Raw genomic sequence first — 22732 nt, 5'->3', positions numbered from 1 at the left:
GAGCTTGCTCCCGCTTGAGTGCGCAGCACTCATCGCTTTTTTGGGGCCGCTGCGCGACCCAGCGGGAGCAAGCTCCCTCGCCACACAACAGCTCACTCGACACAACAGCGCTTTCTCGGCATCGCGCCTGTCACGCCACGCTGATCCGCCAGATTCCAAAGGGCTGGTAAGCCGGGTCAATGCGCATGAACTGGTACTTGCCATACCAGCTCCAGCGATGGCCATTCATCAGATCCTCGCCCTGGGTCTGGGCGTCGTCGGGCAGGCCCATCTCCCACAGCGGCAACTCAAAACTGGCTTCCTGCGGGTTGTGCGGATCAAGACTCACCGCCACCAGAATGAAGTTGCTGCCGTCGGCGGTGCGCTTGCCGAAGTACAGGATGTTGTCATTCCAGGCGTTGTAGACCTTCAGGCCCAAGTGCGTATGCAACGCAGGGTTCTGTCGACGGATACGATTGAGCTGGGCGATCTCGGCAATGATGTTGCCCGGCGCGGTGAAGTCTCGGGGGCGGATCTCGTATTTCTCCGAATCGAGGTATTCCTCCTTGCCCGGCACCGGTGCCGACTCACACAGCTCGAAGCCCGAATACATGCCCCACAGGCCTGAGCCCATGGTTGCCAGGGCCGCGCGGATCAAAAAACCGGCGCGCCCCGACTCATGGAGAAAGGCCGGGTTGATGTCTGGCGTGTTGACGAAAAAATTCGGCCGGTAGCATTCACGCCACGGCGATTCATTGAGTTCACTGAAGTAGGTCGCCAGCTCAGCCTTGGTATTGCGCCAGGTGAAATAGGTGTAGCTCTGGGAGTAACCGACCTTGCCCAGCCGCGCCATCATGGCCGGCGTGGTGAATGCTTCAGCCAGGAAGATCACTTCAGGGTATTGCGCCCGCACATCGGCGATCAGCCATTGCCAGAACGGCAACGGCTTGGTGTGAGGGTTGTCGACGCGGAATATCTTCACGCCTTCCTTGACCCAGCCCACCACGATGTCCCGCAGTTCCGTCCACAGGCTGGGAATCGCATCGGCCGCGTAGAAATCGACGTTGACGATGTCCTGGTATTTCTTCGGCGGGTTTTCCGCATATTTGATCGTGCCGTCCGGTCGCCAGCTGAACCAGCCCGGGTGCTGCTTGAGCCAGGGGTGATCCTGGGAACACTGGATCGCAAAGTCCAGGGCGATCTCCAGGCCGTGGTCAGCGGCCGCCGCCACCAGGCGCCGGAAGTCCTCGCGGCTACCCAATTGCGGGTGAATGGCCTCGTGCCCACCCTCCTCGCTGCCAATGGCATACGGGCTGCCCGGGTCGTCGGGACCGGCGGTGAGGGAATTGTTCGGGCCTTTGCGGAAACTGCGACCGATGGGGTGGATCGGCGGGAAGTACAGCACGTCGAAGCCCATGTCCTGGATCACCGCCAGGCGCGAGTGCACATCGTTGAAGGTGCCATGGCGCGCAGGATCGTCGGTGATCGAGCGGGGAAACAGCTCATACCAGCTGGCAAACTCAGACAGCTTGCGCTCCACATCCAGCGGATACTCGGGGCTGATGCTCAAGTACGGGCGATGATCGGCCCGGGACATCAGATCGGCACTGCGCGGTGCCAGGAACAGCGCCACCTGTTCCGTCGGCAACAAGCCGGAGAGCTCGTGGTGCAAGGCCGCCAGTTGCTCGCTCAGCTCCCCTGTGCTGCGCTCGACGGCCATTTGCACCTGGTTGCGTCCTTCCTGCAGCTCCAGGCTGATCGGCACCCCTGCACCGAATTTCTTCTCCAGCTCGTAGCGAAAACTGGCGAACTGATCGATCCAGGCCTCGATGCAGAAGACATAGCGACCTTGCTCCGGCACATTGAACTGGCCGCGCCAGCCGTTGTTGCCCAGGTCGCTCATGATCTCGCTGTTCCATACCTCATCCTGCAGCGAACGCCAGCGAATGCGCACGGCCAACTTGTCATGTCCATCGGCGAAGACTTTGCTGGTCACTGTCACGTCCTGCCCAGCCACGGCCTTGGCGGCGAATTGTCCGCCGTCGATCACCGGCATGGTGTTTTCAATAGCGATACGCGGCAACAGCAAGGCTTGAGACAGCGGCAAATGCGGGTTGTAGGCCAGTTCAGTCGGGTGTTCGGCAGTCATCGAGCATCGCTCCTTTTACGCCCCATGGACGCGCTTGTGGCGGTAAAGGCCCAACGGGTCCCTGAAAAAACTCACTTAAACTCCGAACCGAATCAACGACTAAAAGTTCAGAGGGATTTGCCCCTATGCATCCCGGGGATCAAAGCCGGTGCAAGGAGGTCAACAACAATAAGCACGACTCAAGCCATGTGCGTCACGGAGACCCGTCCTGATGAATATTCCCATCCCGGCCGAAACACCCGATCCGAACATCGATGATCCCACCTTGCCACCGCCCGGCCCTGATCCCGAGCCTATTCCAGAGAAAGACCCGCCGCTCGCCCCACAACCGCCGCTGGGTGACCCGCCGAGCGAGGCACCGCCGGAGCGGGTTTGATTCAAGCGTAGTAATAAAAAACCTGTGGGAGCGAGCCTGCTCGCTCCCACAGGTTGTATTTGCAGGCATAGCTGCGTCACGGCCTGCCGTCCTTCTCCAACGCCCGGACAATCACCGGCATCACACTGAAAATAGCCAGCGCCAATATCGTACTCAACACAGCTGTCGCTTCCCGTCCCAACCCGGCGGCGACACCAATGGCGGCGGTCATCCACAGGCCGGCGGCGGTGGTCAGGCCTTTGACATGACCTTCGTCGCCGTCGGTGTTTTTCAGGATGGTGCCCGCGCCGAGAAAACCAATGCCCGCGACGACGCCCTGGATCACCCGGCTCATGGCGTCGGCCTGGGAGCCAGACATCTGTGGCACCAAGACGAACAGCGCCGCCCCCAGGGCCACGAGCATGTGGGTTCGCACGCCGGCAGCCTTGCCCTTGTGTTCGCGCTCGAAACCCAGGATGCCGCCCAGCAGCGCGGCCATCAGCAGGCGCACCGTGACCCGGGTCATCTGCTGGGCATCGGTGATGTCGGCGAATTCCGCCTGCAGGGTTATCCAGACTTCATGCCACCAGGCGTCCATGGACCGTCCTCTTTCTCATTGGATAAACGATGGACCGCAAGCGAAGCCAGAGGTGCGCCCGACCGCTGATCAGCCACGACGAACCCTGGCCAGCGAGCGAGACCTAATACTCAGGACATTCAGGAAGGAGCGACGTCATGCTTGAGCAAATCGACAAAGACAATACCTGCCACATCAAAACCGCCAACGGAACGAAGCTGCGCCCCGCCAGTGAGCTGGTCATCATCACTGACCCGGACAAGGCCATGTCAGCCGTGGAAGTCAATGGTGACCTGGTCCATCTCACCGAAGCCGAAGTGGATGCCCTGACCGTGGCCGGCGCGACCGATAAGCGCAAGCACCTGAAGGCTACCGACAGCGGCTCGGTGATCTGAATCCCGATCCACAGGCAACAGATGCGATTTGTGGCGAGGGGATTTATCCCCGCTGGGTTGCGAAGCAACCCTAAAGACCCTCGACCGGGTCTGTCCGGTATACCGGGTGCACTGACCTGGGGGCGCTTTGCGCCCCAACGGGGATAAATCCCCTCGCCACAGTAAATTCCCGTGCCACAGTAAATCCCTCTCGCCACCGTAATATGTTCGGCACTTCCTGGGTGCATCAAAGTGTCGCAGGGCCTGGGCTTTGCGGCATCTGATCCGGTTTTTATCGAAACACCTGAGTCTGTTATGCAAACAGTTCCATGGTCATAGTGCGCCGGCCAGATAGAGGCTGATGAGCGACCGACCATGAGCGATAGAATCCCCGTCCAGTTGATACAGACCTTCGAACCCGCGCCGTCGAAAATCAAGGCCAGGACCACCGATAACCTGATCCACACCCGCAGCTTCACCGGTTTGTTCCGCACCTTGCGCATCAGCGGTGCGGGGGTTCTGTTCCTGCTGTTCTTCGGCACGGTGTGGTTGGACTGGGGCGGCCGCCAAGCGGTGCTCTGGGACCTTTCCGAAAGCAAATTCCACATCTTTGGCGCGACCTTCTGGCCCCAGGATTTCATCCTGCTGTCGGCTTTGCTGATCATTGCCGCCTTCGGCCTGTTTGCGATCACCGTGTTTGCCGGTCGCGTGTGGTGCGGCTACACCTGCCCGCAGAGTTCCTGGACCTGGATCTTCATGTGGTGCGAGAAAATCACCGAAGGCGAACGCAACCAGCGGATCAAGCTGCAGGCCGCGCCCTGGGGCCTGAACAAACTCTTGCGCCGCAGCGCCAAGCACACACTGTGGCTGGCCATCAGCCTGCTCACCGGCCTGACGTTCGTGGGGTACTTCACGCCGATCCGTCCCCTGGCCGAAGAACTGCTGACCCTGCAAATGGCCGGCGTGAGCCTGTTCTGGGTGCTTTTCTTTACCGCAGCCACCTACCTCAACGCCGGCTGGCTGCGTGAGGCGGTGTGCATGCATATGTGCCCCTATGCACGCTTTCAGAGCGTGATGTTCGACAAGGACACGCTGACTATTTCCTACGACGCGGCCCGTGGTGAAATCCGCGGCCCACGCAAACGCGAGGCAAACCCGGCCAATATTGGCCTGGGCGACTGCATCGACTGCCAGATGTGCGTGCAGGTCTGCCCCACCGGCATCGACATCCGCGACGGCCTGCAGATGGAATGCATCGGCTGCGCGGCCTGCATCGATGCCTGCGATTCGATCATGGACAAGATGGGCTACGCCCGTGGCCTGATCAAATACACCTCCGAACATCAGTTGCAGGGCGGCAAGACTCACCTGCTGCGACCTCGGCTGATCGGCTATACCACCGTGCTGCTGGTGATGATCGGCGCGCTGGTCGTGGCGCTGATGCAACGACCCATGGTGTCGCTGGATGTCAGCAAGGACCGTGGCCTGTTCCGCGAAAACAGCGCAGGCCAGATCGAGAACATCTACAGCCTGAAAATCATCAACAAGACCCAACAGCGCCAGGACTATCAGCTGTCCCTGGTGGACGGCGACGGCTTCATCCTGCAAGGCAAGACCCAACTGAGCCTGGCCCCGGGGGAAATCGTCGATGTGCCGGTGTCGGTGGCGATGCTCAGCGAACGGCCCGGTAAAGGCTCCCAGGCAATGACGTTCAAGGTCGTCGACAGTGACGAACCGGGCATCTACAGCATCGCCAAGAGCCGTTTTGTCGCACCAATGAATCGTTGAAGCTTTAAGATGCCGGACACCTGTGGGAGCGAGCTGGCTCGCGATAGCGGTGGGTCATATGTCACCGTCATCGCGAGCAAGCTCGCTCCCACAGCTAAGTCCACAAATGTCACTCGAGACTGGTCCCTCCATGAAACGCTACGAGAAATTTGCCGACGACATCGCCGAACTGATCCGCTCGGGCATGCTGGGGCCAGGTCAGCGCGTGCCGTCGGTACGCTACGCCAGCCAGACCTACGGTGTCAGCCCGTCCACCGTATTCCAGGCCTATTACCTGCTGGAACGACGCGGCATGATCCGGGCCCGGCCGCGCTCCGGCTACTTCGTCAATACCCACGCGCCGAGCCCGTTTTCGGAGCCCGCGATCAGCAGCCAGGTGCACGAGTCCACCGAAGTCGACGTCAGTGAGCTGGTATTTTCGGTCCTCGACTCGATCAAGGACCCGGCCACCATACCGTTCGGCTCGGCATTCCCCAGCCCGACACTGTTCCCACTGCAACGGCTGTCCCGTTCACTGTCCAGCGCGACACGGGACATGGACCCGCGAATGGTGGTCACGGACATGTCGCCAGGCAACCCGCAACTGCGACGACAGATCGCCCTGCGCTACATGGTCGGCGGGTTGATGCTGCCCATGGAGGAACTGCTGGTCACCAACGGTGCCCTGGAAGCGTTGAACCTGTGCCTGCAAGCCGTGACCGAGCCCGGCGACCTGGTGGCGATCGAAGCACCAGCGTTCTACGCCAGCCTGCAAGTGTTGGAGCGCCTGAAGCTCAAGGCCGTGGAAATTCCCGTCCACCCACGCGACGGCATCGACCTGGACGTGCTGGCGCAAACACTGGAACGCTATCCGATCAAGGCCTGCTGGTGCATGACCAGCTTCCAGAACCCCATGGGCGCGACCATGCCCGAGGAGCGCAAACAGGCGCTGGTAGAGTTGCTGAGCCGTCATCAGGTGCCGCTGATCGAGGACGACGTGTACGCCGAACTCTATTACGGCCAGCAGGCCCCCAAGCCCGCCAAGGCGTTCGACACCGAAGGCTTGGTGATGCATTGCGGCTCGTTCGCCAAGAGCCTGGCGCCGGGTTATCGCATCGGCTGGGTCGCCGCTGGGCGCTACGCACAGAAGATCGAACGACTCAAGCTCATGACCTCGTTGTGCGCCTCGATGCCGGCCCAGGCCGCCATCGCCGACTACCTGCAACATGGCGGCTACGACCGCCACCTGCGCAAACTGCGCTATGCCCTGGAGGAACAGCAAAGCGCGATGCTCGCCGCCATCGCCCGCTACTTCCCCGCCCAGACCCGGGTCAGCCAACCGGCGGGGGGTTACTTCCTGTGGCTGGAGCTGCCGGAGCAGATGGACTCACTGAAATTGTTCCAGATGGCCCTGGCCCAGGGCATCAGCATCGCGCCGGGACCGATCTTTTCACCGACCCGGCGTTTCAGGAATTGCATCCGCTTGAACTATGGCAGCCCGTGGACCGAGGCCTCGGAAAAAGCCATGGAGACGTTGGGGCGGATTATTCGATCGTTTTGAATTTGGGTTGTCTGTCAGACCGCCATCACGAACGAGCTCACCCACAGGAGACCGTGTCCAATGTGGGAGCGAGCTTGCTCGCGATGGGGCCAGAATAGCTCCCCAGGACTCAGCGCCCACCCCCCAGATCCACAAACGTCCCGGTCGCATACGAAGCCTTGTCCGACAGCAGCCAGATAATCGCTTCGGCCACTTCATCCGGACGCCCGCCCCGAGCCATGGGGATCGCTGATTCCAGCTTGCTGACCCGGTCCGGGTCGCCACTCAGGGCATGGAAATCGGTGTAGATGTAGCCGGGACGCACCGCGTTGACGCGAATGCCTTCGCCGGCCACTTCCTTGGACAAGCCGATGGTGAAGGTGTCCAGCGCGCCCTTGGAGGCCGCGTAATCGACGTACTCCCCCGGTGCGCCCAAGCGCGCGGCCACCGACGAGACGTTGACGATGCTGCCACCCTGCCCGCCGTGCCTGGGCGACATGCGCAGCACCGCGTGCTTGGCGCAAAGAATCGGCCCCAGCACATTGGTCTTCATGATCTTGAGAATGCGGAATTCGGACATTTCATCGAGCCGGGATTTCTGCGCGACCGTGCCGGCGTTGTTCACCAGGGCGGTGACACGGCCAAGCTCGGCGTCCACCCGGTCGAACAGGCCGATCACTTCGTCTTCGATGCTCACGTCGGCCCGCACGGCAATCGCCTGCGCGCCCTTGGCCCGGACCTGTTCGAGCACATCCTGCGCGGCACTTTCGTCGGACTGGTAATTGATGCAGATCCGATAACCCAACTCGGCAGCCAACAGCGCCGTGGCCGCCCCGATTCCGCGGCCGCCACCGGTGATGACGATGACTTTATCCACGTTTGCTTCCCCCATTCCACGGATAGACGTGCGCTGCCAAGAATAGCGTTCGCGTCACACTTTGCACAAACCGCTGTGCTTACCGGGCCAGGGCGCGCAGATCCAGGCGTCCGTCCAACAGCGGCGGGCACCAGTAATAGCCGCCGGTGATGGGCCGGCTCATGCGATACAGGCCATCGGTGATACCGTCTTCCAGGCCACTCATGCGGCGCAGTTGTGCCTCGAAAGCATCGAGGGAGAAACCGAACGCCAGGAACATCAGCCCCGCACGGTCGCCTTCGATCCACGGCATGGAGCGACGGACCACGAACGCCTCCGGGGCGAAGCTTTCCTGGGCGGTGCGCTTGACGTGGGCCGATTCCGGCGCGTCATCGATTTCTTCGTTGTCGCTCAGGCGACGGCCCATGATGTTGTCGCGCTCATGGGGTTGCATCGCCGCGAAACCGTCCAGATCGTGCTGCCATTGCTGGATCGCGGCGAAACTGCCACCGCGCACCCCATCGGCGCCCTGGGCCAGGGCGGCAGCGATGGCAGCCTCGTCGTGCGGGTTTTCGGTGCCATCTTCGTAGCCGGTCAGGTCATGGCCGGTCATATGGCGGAAGGTTTCGTTCATCTGTACCAGGCGCAGCGCCGGGGCCAGCGCCGCCTCGATGGCGCGACTGCGGTGCATCAGCTCGCCACGGTCTTCGCCGTGCAGCCAGCACCACAACGCGTGTTGGGTCGAGGGGTTGTCCACACCCACGCCGGCCAGCGCCGGAAAAGCCCGCAGGCCCTCGACCTGGGCGCCCAACGCCTGGACCAGCGATTCACCAAAGCCGATCACGGCACGGTTATCGAGCAACAACCGGAGTTTGTCTAGCGCAGCCGGCAATGCCTCGACCGATTCCAGGGCAAAAAACAAATGACGGGCCTGAGGCGGAACAGGGGTGGCGAGAATGCCGGGCTGGTAGTAACTCATGTGAACTCCTTTAGAAAGAGCCGCGAGTTTACCCGGCGGCTGCCGCTTTGTGTGGTTTGGCTTGAGGTCCGGTCGCGTCGGATAACCCGACCGTTTTGTGGGAAGGTTCCCGCAGCCCCGTCAGACGACTCAGAAAACGCGCCTCGGCCCGATAACCTCGGATTGCCGGGCCGCCAAAAACGCCCTAGATTGAGCCCCCTCCAGGAAGGTCAACGAGAATGCTGCACCATGCCAATTGCCAGATCGATACTCGCCGGGATTTTTTTCCTGGTCTGCGGAACGCCCGTAAGCTTTGCCCAGGAACGCATTGAAGACACGGTCAATGCCGTCATCCAGCCCTTGATGAAACAGCAGGACATCGCGGGCATGGCGGTAGCGATCACGCACAACGGCCAACGGCAGTTTTTCAGTTTTGGCGTCGCCGCCAAGGATACGAAAAAGCCGGTCACCGACCAGACCCTTTTCGAAATCGGCTCGGTCAGCAAGACCTTCACCGCCACCCTCGGCGCCTATGCCCAGGCCCAGGGCAAACTGTCCCTAGAGGATCCGGCCAGTCGCTTTGCGCCCGAGCTGCGTAGCAGCGCCATGGAGAGCACCCGCCTGCTCGACCTTGCCACCTACACCGCTGGCGGCCTGCCATTGCAGTTTCCCGACGAGGCGGACCATCCGGACCGGATGTTCAGTTACTACAGGAACTGGAAACCGCTCTACCCGGCCGGCACCCAGCGGCTCTACTCAAACCCGAGCATCGGCCTGTTCGGCTATCTGGCGGCCCGCAGCCTGGGGCAGCCATTTGATGAGGTGATGGAGCGCACGCTGATGCCAGGACTGGGCCTCAAGCACAGCTATGTGCGGGTGCCGCAGGATCAGATGGGCCGATACGCCCAAGGCTATGCAAAGGACGGCAAACCCGTGCGAGTCGGTGCCGGCGCACTGGATTCCGAAGCCTATGGGGTCAAGACCAGTTCAACGGACCTGATTCGTTTCGTCGAGGCCAACCTGCGACCTGAAAAACTGGACGCAGACCTGAAGCAAGCCATCGCCACGACGCATATGGGGTTCTACAAGGTTGGCGGGATGAATCAGGGGCTGGGCTGGGAGTTCTACCCCGCCCCGTTCACCTTGGATGACCTGCTCGCTGGCAACACACCGCAGATGGCCCTGGCCCCACAAAAAGCCGAACCTCTCGACCCGCCCCACCCGGCGCCGGACGGCGCCTGGATCAACAAGACCGGCTCGACCAACGGGTTTGGTGCCTACGCGGCTTTCGTGCCCGGTAAAAACATGGGCATCGTGCTGTTGGCGAACAAGAATTATCCGATTGAGGAGCGGGTGAAGGCGGCGCACCGGATCCTGACGGCGCTGGAAGCGCAGTAGAAGGTTGAGTAAGTCACTGTGGCGAGGGAGCTTGCTCCCGCTGGGCTGCGTGAAGCAGCCCTATGCTTTTTAGCATGGTTCGTCGACCGATAAGCTGGGGGGCTGGGGGGTCGCTTCGCGACCCAGCGGGAGCAAGCTCCCTCGCCACGGGACTATCAATCGTCCAACGGCTTCACCGCAGCCGGCGGCTTGACTGCCTTGCCAGCCTTGGCGCCTTTCGCATCCTTGGCCGGTGCGGGCTCCGGCGCGGGAGGTGGCGCCGGGGGCGTCGCTTCTTTTTCCGCGGCGGGGAGTTTATCGACGGTGTCGAAGAGGTCTTTCAGTTCGATCGCCCCGGAATGCTCAAGCTTCTTTTCCCCGTCCTTGCCCACCAGGATGATCTTGGTCTGAGCCCCGGCGCCCAGCTTGAGGGAGCGGATCAGCGCCATGGTGCTTTGCGGGTCCAGGTCCTTGCCATCGCGCTGCCCAATGGTATTGAGCACGGTGTAGAGCACCATGTTGCGCTCGGAAAAACCCTGCTTGCCTGCTGGTTCATCCAAGGCCTTTTTCAGGCTGACCCAGGCCGGGTCGACCGTACTCGGCGCGATAACGATCAGGGGGCGTGCCCTGCCTGCATCCGCCACCAGGGGTGAGTCGCCATCGGCAGCGAACAGGGGGCCGGCGATGGCCAGCAAGGTAGCGAAGGTCAACGACCGAATGAGCATGCGCCTCTCCTTTTGATATTTACGCTGTACTGATTGCACAGGGCGGCGATTGTTCCGCGAGAGTCGCTCAATACTGCGCCTGCCTGACTTGAAGCTTAGGCCAGGGGGGTCATTGCGCAACCGCAAGGAGAGTGTGGCGCGAGAGTTGGAGCGGGGACCACTGTGGGAGCGAGCTTGCTCGCGATAGCGGCTTGACAGTCAACATCGAAGTCGACGGTTCGATCGCTATCGCGATCAAGCTCGCTCCCACATTGGACCAGGGTGATCGTTCTAGAACGCCAGCTTGAACCCGATCATCGCCAGCATCACCGCCAGACAAGGGCGCAGCAACTCGTCGGAGATGCGTCCCGACAAATGACTGCCCAGGTAGATCCCCGGCAACGAACCGATCAGCAGGAAACCCAGGATGTGCCAATCCATGTTGCCCATGCTCGCATGGCCCAGGCCAGCCACCAGGGTCAGCGGCACGGCGTGGGCGATCTCGGTGCCCACCAGGCGCTTGGTGACCAGGAACGGGTAGAGGATGAACAGCGCAACGGTGCCCAGGGCGCCAGCGCCGATGGAGGTCAAGGCGACCATGGTGCCCAGCACGAGGCCGGTGATGACCGTGAGCACATTGAGGCGCGTGCCAGTGGGGTTGTAGTGCCCGCCGGCACGGTCATGGGCGAATTGCAGCAAACGCTTCTTGAACAGGATCGCCAAGGCAGTGGCGAACAACACAAAGCCCAAGGCTTGCTTGATCACCGCGTTCATGGCGTCGGGGGAGCTGTGCAGGCTGCTGAGAAACCACAGCGTCAAGCCGACTGCCGGCACACTGCCCAACGTCAGCCAGCCAGTGATAGCCCAGTCGATGTTGCGATTTTTTGCATGAACCAGGACACCGCCAGACTTGGTAATGGCTGCGTACAGCAGGTCCGTACCCACCGCCGTCGCAGGGTTGATACCAAACCACAACAGGATCGGGGTCATCAGCGAACCACCGCCGACGCCGGTCATCCCAACGATGAAGCCGACCACCAGGCCTGCAACGACTAAACCGACATTACCGAAATCCATTAAACCCGTCTCAGCACGACCGCATGAAAAATCTGGCCGCGAGCATAGCGATTTTTCTTATAACCCCCTATATCGATGTGATCTATCTTTATTCCTTTTCCGTCATTTCACTGGACCGGCAGGAAATTGAGGAACAGCAGGCTCTGGGCGTAATTCAAGCCAATCCGCCGGTAGCGCTCATCGAGCATCTGGGTCAGCAGGTCCAATCGGGCGACGATTTTTCCAAACTCCACGGCGAAACTCAGGTTGCTGCCCTCCTCCGAGATCTCATTGGAAAACAGCAACAGCTTGCCGTCCTTGTTCTGCCGCTGACTCAGCAGCCAGGTGGCTTTTTCGATATTGCGCGCCGCGTTGCTGACAAAACGCGGGTCGATGGTGTCGGTCATGTAGAACTCGAGGCGATTGCCGTGCGCGGTGACCAGCATGCTGCCGATGGCATAGATGAACGCCCCTACCCGATCGCCGAGAAACTCCGGGCTCATGGCGTAGCTCAGGGCCGCCAGGTCCTTCTTGCCACCCAAGGTCGGCAAAGGCTGTTGCTGCTCGATGGCCATGCGCACCTGTTTTTCCGCAGTGCGAGCGTCGAGAAAGCCGGACTTGCGCAGCTCCTCGGGGTTGCGCAGGTACAGCTTGTTCATCAGCAGATAGAGGCTTTGCAAGTTGTCGTGCATCGACAACGTGGCCATGCGGTCGACGCTGGTCTGCAAGAACTCCTGGGGCTTGGCGTTGCTGAACTGCGTGACCATGTCCTGTCCCTGCTGATGGCTGCAGCCGCCGCTGAACAGCATCGACACACCGACCAACAATGCCAGGCAGCAGCGGCGCAATCTCGTCACAGGATAAAAAACACCGGCCATCGAATCTCGGTCTGGGCATGGGGAAGCGATGGGGGTCGTCGCTTCCAGGCCATGGATAGAGCGGCAAAAATCACAAAAGTGCAGTACCTGGAGAAAACCCTCGGTCTTCAGCAACGACCCAATCACGCAATTAGTCTTACTTTTTAATTGATAAATCCCCATTAATGGCTATAAATCCCTTCTCACCCACCAAATAGAAAGACTACTAACCAGAAAAACCTTCAGCGCTGTCCGACCAGTAGCGGACTCGCCCCGCGTTCAAAACAACAACAAAACAACAGGAAGGAAGGTCATACCATGCTTGAATCCAGACAACTGCTCACGGCCCTCGGAGTGTCTCTGATGATCGCCACCTCGGCTTCCCACGCTGCCGGCCTGACCAATGAACGCGGTGCGTTCGGCAAAACCGACGACGGCACGGCGGTGGAAAAATTCGTGCTGCGCAACAGTCACGGCATGGAGGCCACGGTCATCACCTACGGCGGCATCCTCCAGTCATTGAGCGTGCCGGACAAAAACGGCAAGGCCGCCGACATCGTGCTCGGCTTCGACGACGTGCAGGGTTACCAGAAGAACGGCAGCGTGTATTTCGGCGCGACCATCGGCCGCTTCGGCAATCGCCTGGCCGACGGCGCCTTCGAGCTGGACGGCAAGCGTTACCAGGTGCCGCAGAACGACCATGGCAACTCCTTGCACGGCGGACCGCAAGGGTTCGATAAGCGCGTCTGGAAGGCCCAGCCCCATGACGGCAAGGACTCGGTGGGCGTCACCCTGACCTACGTGTCACCGGATGGTGAGATGGGCTTTCCCGGCACGTTGAAAACCGACGTCACCTACAGCCTCAACGAACAGAACGAGTTGCGCATTGAGTACAAAGCCACCACCGACAAACCCACGGTGCTGAACCTGACCAACCACAGCTATTTCAACCTGGCCGGGGCCGGTAACGGCGACATCCTCGATCAGCTCGCCACCCTGCACGCAGCCCACTACACGCCGGTCACCGGCAAGCTCATTCCCACCGGCGAACTGGCCCCCGTGGCCGGTACACCGATGGACTTCACCCAACCCACCGCCATCGGCACCCATATCAAGGCCGATCACCCACAACTCAAGTTCGCCGAACCGAAACAGGGCGGTTTCGATTTCAACTGGGCGCTGGACGCCAAGGGTGACGTGAGCAAACTGGCCGCAGAAGTGTATGACACGGACTCCGGACGCCGCCTGCAGCTCTACACCACCGAGCCTGGCGTGCAGTTCTACACCAGCAACTTCCTCGACGGCACGGTCAAGGGCAAGCAAGGCAAGGTCTATCCACATTGGGGCGCGTTCACCCTGGAAACCCAGCACTACCCCGACTCGCCCAACCAGCCGAACTTCCCTTCGACGCGGCTTGATCCGGGCCAGACCTACACCCAGACCATGGTGTTGAAGTTCTCCGCGAAGTAACGCCCCCGCCGAATCGTTCCCATGCTCGCGTGGGAACGATCAACACTGAACACTTGGTCTATCCTGCTGCCACACGTCAAAGCAAAAAACAGGAGATAGGCATGAGGACGCTGGAATTGGCGGGTGTGTCCGTACCGGTCATTGGCCAGGGCACCTGGCGCATGGGTGAGGAACCGTCCCATCACAAGAAAGAAGTCGCGGCCCTGCGGTTGGGGATCGAACTGGGCATGACCCTGATCGACACGGCGGAGATGTATGCCGAAGGCGGTGCGGAGACCGTCGTTGGCGAGGCGATCACTGGCCTGCGGGACCAGGTTTTCCTAGTGAGCAAAGTCTACCCTCACAACGCCAGTCGCAAAGGCATTCCCCTGGCCTGCGAACGCAGCTTGCGCCGGCTCGACACCGATTACATCGACCTTTATCTGTTGCACTGGCGCGGGCAGTACCCGTTGGCAGAAACCGTCGAAGCGTTCGAACGCCTGCGCGAAGAAGGCAAGATCGGCCGCTGGGGTGTGTCGAACTTTGACGTCGATGACCTCGAGGAGCTGGCCTCGCCTGCCTGCGCCACCAACCAGGTGCTGTACAACCTGCAGGAACGCGGCATCGAATTCGACCTGCTGCCCTGGTGCCAGCAACGGCCCATGCCGATCATGGCCTACTGCCCGGTCGGCCAGGGCGGGCACCTGCTCAAGGATCACACCCTGGGACAGATCGCCGAACGCCATCGCGCCACACCGGCACAGATCGCACTGGCCTGGCTGTTGCGCCAGGACAATGTGATTGCCATTCCCAAGGCCGTGAAGCCTGAGCATGTGCGTTTGAATGCCGAAGCGGCCAACCTCAAGCTGGAACCGCAGGACCTGGCCGCCCTCGACCTGATATTTCCCCAGCCCCGGGGGAAGCAGCGGTTGGCGATGGTCTAGTTTCCCCGGGCCTGGCAGCTTTTTGTGGCGAGGGAGCTTGCTCCCGCTCGATCGCGAAGCGGTCGCAAAAGGGGCCGCTGCGCAGCCCAGCGGGAGCAAGCTCCCTCGCCACAGGAACCTTGACCCTCGTCATCAGAACAACCCCATCTGCCCCCCCACCAACGTCGAGAAATCATCGTCCACAAACGGCAGGATCGCATCCGCCACCGGTTGCAGTTGTTTGCTCACGTAATGGTCGTAATCAATCGGCGCGCTGCGGACTTCCAGCGGCTCGGGGCCGGCGACGGTGATGACGTAGCTGATCCAGCCGCCATTCTGGTATTGCCGTGGCCGGCCCTGGCGCTGGTTGAACTCATCGGCCAGCCGCGCAGCCCGCACATGGGGTGGGACGTTGCGTTCGTAGTCTTCCAGGGGCCGACGCAGACGCTTGCGGTAGACCAACCGATCATCGAACGCACCGGCCAGGGTCTGCTGCACATAATCGCGCACATAATCCTGATAGGGCTGGCGGTGGAAGATCCGCCCGTACAGCTCCTGCTGGAATTGCCGTGCCAGCGGCGACCAGTCGGTGCGCACGGTTTCCAGGCCCTTGTAGACGATTTCGTCGCTGCCATCGGCACGGGTGACCAATCCGGCGTAGCGTTTCTTGCTGCCCTCCTCGGCGCCGCGGATAGTCGGCATCAGAAAGCGCTTGAAATGGGTTTCGAACTGCAGCTCCAGCGCACTCTCCAGGCCGAACTCATCGCGCACCTGCTCACGCCACCATTGGTTGACGTGGGCGACCAACTCGCGACCGATCCTGGCCGCTTCCTCCTGGCCATGGGCACGACGCAGCCAGACGAACGTGGAATCGGTATCGCCATAAATCACCACATGCCCCTGGGCTTCGATCAACTGGCGGGTGCGCTGCATGATCTGGTGGCCGCGCAGGGTGATGGACGAGGCCAGGCGTGGATCGAAGAAGCGACAGCCGCTGGAACCGAGCACGCCATAAAAGGCGTTCATGATGATTTTCAATGCTTGGGACAGCGGCGCATTGTGCTCGCGCTTGGCGGTTTCCCGGCCTTCGGAGACCCGCGCCACGATGGCCGGCAGGCAATGGCGGGTACGGGAGAAACGCGCCCCGCGAAAGCCTGGCACCGACTCCTGGTCAGCCGGGTGGCGCAGCCCTTCGATCAAGCCCACCGGGTCAATCAGGAAAGTGCGGATGATCGATGGATACAGGCTCTTGTAGTCCAGCACCAGCACCGACTCGTAGAGCCCCGGCTGGGAGTCCATGACAAATCCACCCGGGCTGGCCTCGGGCGGACGCTGGCCGAGATTGGGGGCAACAAACCCCTGGCGGTGCATCAGCGGCATGTACAGGTGCGTGAAGGCCGCCACCGAACCGCCGCTGCGGTCCGCTGGCAGGCCGGTGACGCTGGCCCGCTCCAGGAGGAACTTGAGCAGTTCGGTCTTGGCGAAGATCCGCGTCACCAGCTCGCAGTCCTTGAGGTTGTAGCGGGCCAGGGCCGGTTTGTCCTCGGCGAACATGCGGTTGATCTCGTCCATGCGCTGGTACGGGTTATCGATGGACTTGCCCTCCCCCAGCAGCGTCTGGGCGACGTTTTCCAGGCTGAACGAGGGAAAACTCCAGGTCGCCGAACGCAGGGACTCGATACCGTCGATGATCAACCGGCCAGCGGCCGAGGCGAAGAAGTGGTTGTTGCGCGCTCCGTGCTCGCGCCATTGCATCTCTTCCCCACCACGCCCCAGGCGCAACGGCACCGCCAGGCGCCGGGCGTGTTCATGCAGTACCCGCAGGTCGAACTGCACCAGGTTCCAGCCAATGATCGCGTCGGGGTCGAAACGGGCGAACCAATCGTTGAGTTTCTTCAGCAGCAGCGTGCGCGATTCGCAGTATTCCAGCTGGAAATCCACGCCGGTATCGTCGCCATTGGCTGGCCCGAGCATGTAGACCTGGCGCTCGCCGCAGCCTTCCAGGGCGACGGAATACAATTCGCCCTGGGCGGTGGTTTCGATGTCCAGGGACACCAGGCGCAACGGTGGGCGGTATTCGGGCGCCGGTTTCATCTGGACATCCACCAGCAGGCCATCGGCGGCCGGCGTACCGCCGAACCACACCGGGGCGGTGATGAAACGCTCCATCAGGTAGCGCTCCGGCGGCCGGATGTCTGCTTCGAACACCTCCACGCCAGCGCGGCGCAAGGTGGTGTCCAGGCGCATCAGTTGGGCGTGTTGCTGGCAATACAGCCCCAGCACCGGACGATGCTCGAAATCCAGCAGGTCCAGGGGACGCAACTCAACGTCCTTCTCCCCTTGCAGCAGCGCTTCGGCCTGGCCGCGCTGGATCTGCGGCACGAAGGCCACCGACGTCTGCACCGGCAAGCGCACGCGCCGGGGACCGGCGTCGGTCGCCAGCCAGAACTCGACTTCGGTGCCGGCCGGGGTATCGCGCCAATGCCGGGTCAGGACGAAGCCCTGCTGTAAATCCACCGCTGCAACCTCGAATTTTGCGTAGGCGACGATTCTACCTGTGGCGAGGGAACTTCACCTGCCCAACTGACACACCACCCACCCGCTTTTTTTGTGGCGAGGGAGCTTGCTCCCGCTGGGCTGCGCAGCGGCCCCTTTTTGCGATCGCTGCGCGATCGAGCGGGAGCAAGCTCCCTCGCCATAACGGCGCCTGGCCACGGGATTGAGGGAAATCCCCGGGCAATGACGCTTTTGGACGACTGGCCGCCGCTTTACCGCTTGCTCTGCGCCGTTGGGTCTACGATGCTTTAACAACCAGCAAAAACAACACCCGAGGCCCACCATGAAAACCGTCGCGCAGTTGCTCCGGCTAAAAGACGAGAAGAACCAGCAAGTGCACACCATCTCACCGGACGACATGGTATTGCAGGCCCTGATGCGCATGGCCGAGAAGAATGTCGGTGCCTTGCTGGTGGTGAAGAACGATGAAGTGCTGGGGATCATCAGCGAGCGCGACTATGCTCGCAAAATGGTCTTGCGCGGTCGCTCATCGGTGGGCACGAAGGTCAGTGACATCATGGTCTCCCCCGTGATCACCATTGACCCGCACCAGAACGTCGAGACCTGCCTGAGCATCATGACCGAAAAACATCTGCGGCATTTGCCAGTGGTGGAGGACGGCAAACTGGTCGGCCTGCTGTCCATCGGCGACCTGGTCAAGGAAGCCATCGCCGAACAGGCCGATCTGATCAAACAACTGGAGCAATACATTCGCGGGGAATGATCCGTTCGGTCGGGTTGCTCATTTCCAAGGCACTTCTATATTGAAGGGGTTGTTCCTGCGAGCATCCCGATGGCCGACACCGACCGATTGATCATTTGTGAACATTGCGATGCGGTGTACGAACCGGTGATGCTCGCTGCGCACCAGAAAGCCTCGTGCGTGCGCTGCCACGCGGTGATCCAGCGCTACAACGGCCTGACCATCGAGCAGCGCCTGGCCTTGAGCGTGACCGCGGCGGTGCTGTGGGCCTTCGCCAACATCTACCCGATCATGAGCATCCGCCTCCAGGGCCTGAGCAACAGCGCGACGTTATGGGATTCCATCGTGGCGCTGAACCAGGGGCCGATCGCCTTCATCGCCCTGGTGACAGCGGTGGCGATCATCATTGCACCAGCCTTTCAATTGGCGCTGCTGCTCTGGGTACTGGGCCATGCCTACCTCCAGCAGCGGGCGCCGGGGTTCAACCTGTGCATGCGCAGCCTGGAAACCCTGCGGCCCTGGAGCATGCTGGAGGTGTGCCTGCTGGGCGCGCTGGTGGCGGTGATCAAGCTCGCCGGCCTGCTGGACGTGCTCCCGGGCATCGGCCTGTTCGCCCTGGCGGCTTTGAGCCTGCTGATGATCCGCATTGCCGGGCGCGATGTCCGCGACCTTTGGGACAGCCTGTGAACGGCCAGCCGCTGGACACCCCGCCAGAGGCCCGCGACCTGGGCCTGTGCCTGTGCCACAGCTGTGGCCTGGCCTGCGACATGACCGACGAGCCCGAAACCTGCCCCCGCTGCGACGCCGCCCTGCATCGACGCAAACCCGACGCCATCACCCGCACCTGGGCCTACATGCTGGCCGCGCTGGTGTTCTACATCCCGGCCAACCTGCTACCGGTCATGAATACCCAGATGCTCGGTGAAGGCGCCGACAGCACCATCATCAGCGGCGTCATCGAGTTCTGGCAAAGCGGCGCCTGGGACATCGCCCTGATTATCTTCATCGCCAGCATTGCGGTGCCCGGCATCAAGTTCGTGGTGCTGACCCTGTTGCTGGTGACCGCACAGCGGCGCAGCACCTGGGCCCAAGTCCAGCGGGCGAAGCTGTACCGGCTGGTGGAAGTCATCGGCTACTGGTCAATGCTCGATGTGCTGGTGGTGGCCCTGGTGGCGGCACTGGTCAAGTTCCAGGCATTGAGCGACATCGAACCACGACCGGGCATCCTGTTCTTCGGCCTCGTGGTGCTGTTCACCATGCTGTCGGCCATGAGTTTCGACCCCCGGCTGATCTGGGACACTCAACCATCCGAGGAGGTCATGGATGAAGTCGCAAGCCACTGACGGGCAGCAACCCGCACCCGGCCGCGCCCACGTCACCACCCGCCGCTGGACGGTGTCGCTGGTGTGGATCGTGCCGATCATCGCGGTCCTGGTGGGGCTGTCCCTGGTGGTCCACAACTGGCTGCAGGAAGGCCCGACCATCACCATCACCTTCAAGACCGGCCAGGGCCTGACCGCCAACAAGACCCAGGTGAAATATCGCAACGTGGTCATCGGCCAGGTCACCGATGTGCAACTGAGCGAGGACCAGAAGAACGTCACCGCCACGGTCAAGCTCGCCAAGACTGCCGACACCTTCACTCACGAAGATTCGGTGTTCTGGGTCGTACGGCCACGCATCGGGGCCGGCGGTATTTCGGGGATCGACACCTTGCTGTCGGGGGATTTCATTGGGGCCGACGCCGGTCAGTCGAAAGTGCGCGCCAAGTCCTTCACGGGCCTGGAGAACCCGCCGCCCATCACCTACGGCGAACCAGGCAAGCGCTTCACCCTGCACTCCCAGGACCTCGGTTCACTGGACATCGGCTCGCCGGTGTACCTGCGCAAGATCCCGGTGGGCCAAGTCGTGTCCTACGCCCTGGACGCCGACGGCAAAGGCGTCAACATCGACGTGTTCATCAACGCGCCCAACGATGTGTATGTCACCGAAAACACCCGGTTCTGGAACGTCAGCGGCGTCGACGTGAACGTCGGCGCCAACGGTTTCGCCGTCAAGACCGAATCGCTCTCGGCCTTGCTCTTGGGTGGCATCGCGTTCCGGGCACCGGAGTACAGCCCCAACGACACCGCCGCCAGCGAAGACAAGACCTTCGAGCTGTTTGCCGACCAGCAGAGCGCCCTCGCCCCGCCCGATGGCAAGGGCCAATACCTGGCCCTGCGTTTCGACCAGGCCCTGCGCGGGTTACGCGTCGGTGCGCCGGTGGAGTTCCTCGGCGTGGAAATCGGCAGGGTGGTGGCCATCAACCTCGATTTCGATGAGAAGCAACGCAGCTTTCCGGTTAACGTCGGCGTGGTGATCTACCCTCAGCGCCTGGGCAAGGCCCATGAAAAACTGCTCAAGTCGCTCAACCACGACCCCGAAGACGAAGCCGCCAGTGCCCGCCTGATGGGCAGCTTCGTCGAGCGCGGGCTGCGTGCCCAGGCCCGTAGCGGCAACCTGCTGACCGGGCAGTTGTACATCTCGCTGGACTTCTACCCCAAGGCTGAAAAAGTCGCCTTCGACCCAAGCGCCCGGCCCGTGCGCATTCCAACCATCCCAGGCAGTCTCCAGCAACTGCAGGAACAACTGCAGGCGATGATCGAGCGGATCAACAAACTGCCACTGGAGAGCATTGCCGGCAACCTGGATGGCAACCTGGTGGAGCTGCGCAAAGGCCTGGCCCAGTTCAACAGCAAGACCCTGCCGGGCGTGCAAAGCACCTTGCAAGACGTCAGCAAGACCCTGCAATCGGCTAACTCGACCCTGGCCGAAGATTCACCGCAGCGCGAACAACTGACCCAGACCCTGGACGACCTGGGGCGCATGTCGCGCTCGCTGCGCGAACTGTCGGACTACCTGAGCCGCCATCCCGAATCGCTGCTTCGCGGGCGTCCCAAGGACGCACCGGCGCAGAACCTCACATTGCCGGTGAAAGAATGATCACAGGAGCCCGCCCCATGCCACTGACGCTGAAACTCACCCTGGTTGCCGTGGCGTTGCTGCTCGGCGCCTGCCGCAGCGATCCGATCCACTATCACACGTTGAGCCCGGCCCAACCGGCAGGCCAATCGCGCTCCAGCGTGGACATCCAGATCGAACAGGTCAGTGTCCCACCCCAAGTGGATCGCACCCAGATGGTCATTCGCCAAGGCAACAGCGGGTTGGCGATCATGGAAACCGAATGGTGGGGCGCCAGCCTGGCCGATGAACTGCACAGCAGCCTGGACGAACAACTGAGCAACCCTGGCGCCCCCAAATCATTGCTGCGGGTAGAGGTGCAACGCTTTGACTCGATCCCTGGCCGCTATGCCCGCATGGACGTGCAATGGCGACTGCGCAACCCGGGCAATGACGCCCGTCCCATCACGTGCCGCAGCAGCCTGCAAACGCCGGCGGGCGCCAGTATCGACGAACTGGTGACGGCGCATCAGGAGAATGTCCGGCAATTTGCCGGCCTTGTCGAGCAAGCGGCTGCACGCAAGGCGTGTCCTTGATTCACTCAGGCCAATGCAGCGACAGCACCGGCGCAACGCGCGGATGGTGGTCAATGCGCTCCAACAGCTCATGGAACGCTGGACGGGCGCTCAGCATCGCCTCCCGCGTATTTCTCCACTTCGTGATCACGGCCGCCAGGATATCCAGCGCTCCGGGTTCGTCACCGCCTAGAAAAGGTCGGGCCGGGAACTGGTCGGCAAACAGCGCCCAATTGCGATACAGCCGTTGCTGCGTGCCGGATATCAATCGCTGTCGAGTCGCTTCGTCCGCCTCGTCCAGCCAGCGTTCCGGAAAATCGATAATGCCGATGGGCGTGTAGCAATTGGCCGCGATGTAGACCAGGCCCCGTATGGCCTGGGCACACTGGGCCGGGTCTTGCGGGAGCAGCTTCGAGGCTGGGAAGGTCAACCCGAGGTGAATCAGGATCGCCGCCGCTTCAGTCAGCACCGAACCGTCCGGCAACTGCAAGGTCGGCACCTGCTTCAGAGGATTGAGTGTCTCAAGCTCTTTCGCCGCATCGTTGTCTTGCGTCGAATAGGCGTCGACCCGCCGATAAGCCACCTCACAGAGACACAGGGCAACCTCCACCGCCGAAGAGCCCGATTGCCTGCAACCGAATAACTGATACATGAACGTACCTCCTGCATAAGCGTTATGCCGGTAGAGCCCGCGAGCCCATCAGTGTTCCATCGAGCTGACCGGTAGCGGGCCAACGAGCTATCACTGCCATCGATGTTCACCATCATGTCAATGAAGTTCTCTTGATGATCACCCGGGACAACAATGGCCCCACACAAACCACTGCACCCCCGGAGCACACCATCATGAAACGCCAAGTCATCCTCAGCCTCGCTTTCTCTGTACTGGCCGCCAACGTATTTGCCGCCTCCTCCCAACCTGTCGTCGCCGAAGGCGGTTCTGATCGCCTGATCGAAAACCGCGTCGCCGAAGGCGGTGCCGATCGCCTGCTGGAACGTCGTGTCGCCGAAGGTGGCTCCGATCGCCTGATCGAAAA

Annotated in this window: 22 protein-coding genes; 13 read left to right on the top strand and 9 right to left on the bottom strand. The window is 61.7% G+C overall.

Going from position 1 to position 22732, the window contains the following annotated elements:
• Positions 1-130: 130 nt before the first annotated feature.
• Complete coding sequence (locus BLT00_RS00705; protein WP_092145516.1) at positions 131-2128, bottom strand: alpha-1,4-glucan--maltose-1-phosphate maltosyltransferase; 1998 nt, start codon at positions 2126-2128, stop codon at positions 131-133.
• Between the two features lie 211 nt (positions 2129-2339).
• Between BLT00_RS00705 and BLT00_RS31745 the strand changes: the two genes are divergently transcribed.
• Positions 2340-2504, top strand: a complete 165-nt coding sequence (locus BLT00_RS31745) for a hypothetical protein (RefSeq protein ID WP_170842385.1) — start codon at positions 2340-2342, stop codon at positions 2502-2504.
• Positions 2505-2580: 76 nt separating this feature from the next.
• On the opposite strand, the gene BLT00_RS00700 is transcribed toward BLT00_RS31745, so the two are convergent.
• Positions 2581-3081, bottom strand: coding sequence for an MgtC/SapB family protein (locus BLT00_RS00700; RefSeq protein ID WP_092145514.1), 501 nt, complete (start codon positions 3079-3081; stop codon positions 2581-2583).
• Positions 3082-3218: 137 nt separating this feature from the next.
• Here BLT00_RS00700 and BLT00_RS00695 point away from each other — a divergent pair, with 137 nt between their 5' ends.
• The 3 genes from BLT00_RS00695 (at position 3219) to mapR (ending at position 6762) form a co-directional block, all read left to right on the top strand.
• Entirely contained in the window at positions 3219-3455 is a 237-nt protein-coding gene (locus BLT00_RS00695; protein WP_092145512.1) for a DUF3203 family protein, read from the top strand.
• Positions 3456-3809: 354 nt separating this feature from the next.
• Positions 3810-5222, top strand: a complete 1413-nt coding sequence (gene ccoG / locus BLT00_RS00690; protein ID WP_092145510.1) for a cytochrome c oxidase accessory protein CcoG — start codon at positions 3810-3812, stop codon at positions 5220-5222.
• 130 nt (positions 5223-5352) lie between these two features.
• Complete coding sequence (mapR, locus tag BLT00_RS00685) at positions 5353-6762, top strand: GntR family transcriptional regulator MpaR (RefSeq protein WP_092145508.1); 1410 nt, start codon at positions 5353-5355, stop codon at positions 6760-6762.
• Between the two features lie 109 nt (positions 6763-6871).
• On the opposite strand, the gene BLT00_RS00680 is transcribed toward mapR, so the two are convergent.
• Both BLT00_RS00680 and BLT00_RS00675 read right to left on the bottom strand, forming a co-directional pair.
• Positions 6872-7618 carry an SDR family oxidoreductase gene (locus tag BLT00_RS00680; protein ID WP_063322056.1) on the bottom strand — a complete coding sequence of 249 codons (747 nt, stop codon included), beginning with the start codon at positions 7616-7618 and terminating at the stop codon, positions 6872-6874.
• Positions 7619-7697: 79 nt separating this feature from the next.
• Positions 7698-8576: a Dyp-type peroxidase gene (locus BLT00_RS00675; RefSeq protein ID WP_072348903.1), complete on the bottom strand. Its 879-nt coding sequence runs from the start codon at positions 8574-8576 to the stop codon at positions 7698-7700.
• Positions 8577-8804: 228 nt separating this feature from the next.
• Between BLT00_RS00675 and ampC the strand changes: the two genes are divergently transcribed.
• Entirely contained in the window at positions 8805-9953 is a 1149-nt protein-coding gene (gene ampC, locus BLT00_RS00670) for a class C beta-lactamase (RefSeq protein ID WP_092145506.1), read from the top strand.
• 155 nt (positions 9954-10108) lie between these two features.
• Here ampC and BLT00_RS00665 read toward each other — a convergent pair whose 3' ends face one another.
• The 3 genes from BLT00_RS00665 to BLT00_RS00655 form a co-directional block, all read right to left on the bottom strand.
• On the bottom strand, positions 10109-10657 hold the full coding sequence (locus BLT00_RS00665) for a DUF4174 domain-containing protein (RefSeq protein ID WP_063322059.1): 549 nt from the start codon (positions 10655-10657) through the stop codon (positions 10109-10111).
• A 270-nt stretch (positions 10658-10927) separates the two neighbouring features.
• Positions 10928-11713, bottom strand: coding sequence for a sulfite exporter TauE/SafE family protein (locus BLT00_RS00660; protein WP_063322060.1), 786 nt, complete (start codon positions 11711-11713; stop codon positions 10928-10930).
• Positions 11714-11820: 107 nt separating this feature from the next.
• Positions 11821-12570, bottom strand: coding sequence for a hypothetical protein (locus tag BLT00_RS00655; RefSeq protein WP_057447798.1), 750 nt, complete (start codon positions 12568-12570; stop codon positions 11821-11823).
• 297 nt (positions 12571-12867) lie between these two features.
• Here BLT00_RS00655 and BLT00_RS00650 point away from each other — a divergent pair, with 297 nt between their 5' ends.
• Both BLT00_RS00650 and BLT00_RS00645 read left to right on the top strand, forming a co-directional pair.
• The gene (locus BLT00_RS00650; protein WP_092145504.1) at positions 12868-14019 is read left to right on the top strand and encodes an aldose epimerase family protein; all 1152 of its coding nucleotides are present in this window, start codon (positions 12868-12870) and stop codon (positions 14017-14019) included.
• 101 nt (positions 14020-14120) lie between these two features.
• Positions 14121-14942, top strand: coding sequence for an aldo/keto reductase (locus BLT00_RS00645; RefSeq protein WP_092145502.1), 822 nt, complete (start codon positions 14121-14123; stop codon positions 14940-14942).
• A 132-nt stretch (positions 14943-15074) separates the two neighbouring features.
• Here the strand turns inward: BLT00_RS00645 and BLT00_RS00640 are convergent, their stop codons facing one another.
• Positions 15075-17438, bottom strand: a complete 2364-nt coding sequence (locus BLT00_RS00640) for a DNA polymerase II (RefSeq protein WP_092145500.1) — start codon at positions 17436-17438, stop codon at positions 15075-15077.
• Between the two features lie 322 nt (positions 17439-17760).
• On the opposite strand from BLT00_RS00640, the gene BLT00_RS00635 reads away from it, so the two are divergent.
• From BLT00_RS00635 to BLT00_RS00615, 5 genes are all read left to right on the top strand, one after another.
• Positions 17761-18201, top strand: a complete 441-nt coding sequence (locus tag BLT00_RS00635; RefSeq protein WP_072349035.1) for a CBS domain-containing protein — start codon at positions 17761-17763, stop codon at positions 18199-18201.
• 69 nt (positions 18202-18270) lie between these two features.
• Positions 18271-18867 (top strand): paraquat-inducible protein A, encoded by a 597-nt coding sequence (locus tag BLT00_RS00630; protein ID WP_092145498.1) that lies wholly within the window; start codon positions 18271-18273, stop codon positions 18865-18867.
• 11 nt (positions 18868-18878) lie between these two features.
• On the top strand, positions 18879-19523 hold the full coding sequence (locus BLT00_RS00625) for a paraquat-inducible protein A (protein WP_063325133.1): 645 nt from the start codon (positions 18879-18881) through the stop codon (positions 19521-19523).
• Positions 19504-21162 carry a PqiB family protein gene (locus tag BLT00_RS00620; RefSeq protein WP_092145496.1) on the top strand — a complete coding sequence of 553 codons (1659 nt, stop codon included), beginning with the start codon at positions 19504-19506 and terminating at the stop codon, positions 21160-21162. The genes BLT00_RS00625 and BLT00_RS00620 overlap by 20 nt, the downstream gene beginning before the upstream one ends.
• Positions 21163-21179: 17 nt before the next feature.
• A complete protein-coding gene (locus BLT00_RS00615; protein WP_092145494.1) occupies positions 21180-21716 on the top strand; it encodes a PqiC family protein in 537 nt (178 codons plus the stop codon).
• Position 21717: 1 nt separating this feature from the next.
• Here the strand turns inward: BLT00_RS00615 and BLT00_RS00610 are convergent, their stop codons facing one another.
• Positions 21718-22347, bottom strand: coding sequence for a glutathione S-transferase family protein (locus BLT00_RS00610; protein WP_092145492.1), 630 nt, complete (start codon positions 22345-22347; stop codon positions 21718-21720).
• A 194-nt stretch (positions 22348-22541) separates the two neighbouring features.
• On the opposite strand from BLT00_RS00610, the gene BLT00_RS00605 reads away from it, so the two are divergent.
• On the top strand, positions 22542-22732 hold a 191-nt coding region (locus tag BLT00_RS00605), incomplete at its 3' end, for a hypothetical protein (RefSeq protein WP_039012768.1).

Origin of the sequence: Pseudomonas sp. NFACC51 (genome assembly GCF_900103575.1) — a bacterium.
Taxonomy (GTDB): domain Bacteria; phylum Pseudomonadota; class Gammaproteobacteria; order Pseudomonadales; family Pseudomonadaceae; genus Aquipseudomonas; species Aquipseudomonas fluorescens_Q.
Note: the sequence above shows the minus strand (reverse complement) of the source record. Positions and strands in the feature narration are given on the sequence as shown.

What these genes read in the sequence shown, in the direction of transcription:
- BLT00_RS00620 (WP_092145496.1), top strand. Translation starts at nt 19,504, where the DNA reads ATGAAGTCGCAAGCCACTGACGGGCAGCAACCCGCACCCGGCCGCGCC.
- BLT00_RS00645 (WP_092145502.1), top strand. Translation starts at nt 14,121, where the DNA reads ATGAGGACGCTGGAATTGGCGGGTGTGTCCGTACCGGTCATTGGCCAG.
- BLT00_RS00635 (WP_072349035.1), top strand. Translation starts at nt 17,761, where the DNA reads ATGAAAACCGTCGCGCAGTTGCTCCGGCTAAAAGACGAGAAGAACCAG.
- BLT00_RS00675 (WP_072348903.1), bottom strand. Translation starts at nt 8,576, where the DNA reads ATGAGTTACTACCAGCCCGGCATTCTCGCCACCCCTGTTCCGCCTCAG.
- BLT00_RS31745 (WP_170842385.1), top strand. Translation starts at nt 2,340, where the DNA reads ATGAATATTCCCATCCCGGCCGAAACACCCGATCCGAACATCGATGAT.
- BLT00_RS00700 (WP_092145514.1), bottom strand. Translation starts at nt 3,081, where the DNA reads ATGGACGCCTGGTGGCATGAAGTCTGGATAACCCTGCAGGCGGAATTC.
- mapR (WP_092145508.1), top strand. Translation starts at nt 5,353, where the DNA reads ATGAAACGCTACGAGAAATTTGCCGACGACATCGCCGAACTGATCCGC.
- BLT00_RS00650 (WP_092145504.1), top strand. Translation starts at nt 12,868, where the DNA reads ATGCTTGAATCCAGACAACTGCTCACGGCCCTCGGAGTGTCTCTGATG.
- BLT00_RS00610 (WP_092145492.1), bottom strand. Translation starts at nt 22,347, where the DNA reads ATGTATCAGTTATTCGGTTGCAGGCAATCGGGCTCTTCGGCGGTGGAG.
- BLT00_RS00660 (WP_063322060.1), bottom strand. Translation starts at nt 11,713, where the DNA reads ATGGATTTCGGTAATGTCGGTTTAGTCGTTGCAGGCCTGGTGGTCGGC.
- BLT00_RS00630 (WP_092145498.1), top strand. Translation starts at nt 18,271, where the DNA reads ATGGCCGACACCGACCGATTGATCATTTGTGAACATTGCGATGCGGTG.
- BLT00_RS00665 (WP_063322059.1), bottom strand. Translation starts at nt 10,657, where the DNA reads ATGCTCATTCGGTCGTTGACCTTCGCTACCTTGCTGGCCATCGCCGGC.
- BLT00_RS00705 (WP_092145516.1), bottom strand. Translation starts at nt 2,128, where the DNA reads ATGACTGCCGAACACCCGACTGAACTGGCCTACAACCCGCATTTGCCG.
- BLT00_RS00655 (WP_057447798.1), bottom strand. Translation starts at nt 12,570, where the DNA reads ATGGCCGGTGTTTTTTATCCTGTGACGAGATTGCGCCGCTGCTGCCTG.
- ampC (WP_092145506.1), top strand. Translation starts at nt 8,805, where the DNA reads ATGCCAATTGCCAGATCGATACTCGCCGGGATTTTTTTCCTGGTCTGC.
- ccoG (WP_092145510.1), top strand. Translation starts at nt 3,810, where the DNA reads ATGAGCGATAGAATCCCCGTCCAGTTGATACAGACCTTCGAACCCGCG.
- BLT00_RS00615 (WP_092145494.1), top strand. Translation starts at nt 21,180, where the DNA reads ATGCCACTGACGCTGAAACTCACCCTGGTTGCCGTGGCGTTGCTGCTC.
- BLT00_RS00695 (WP_092145512.1), top strand. Translation starts at nt 3,219, where the DNA reads ATGCTTGAGCAAATCGACAAAGACAATACCTGCCACATCAAAACCGCC.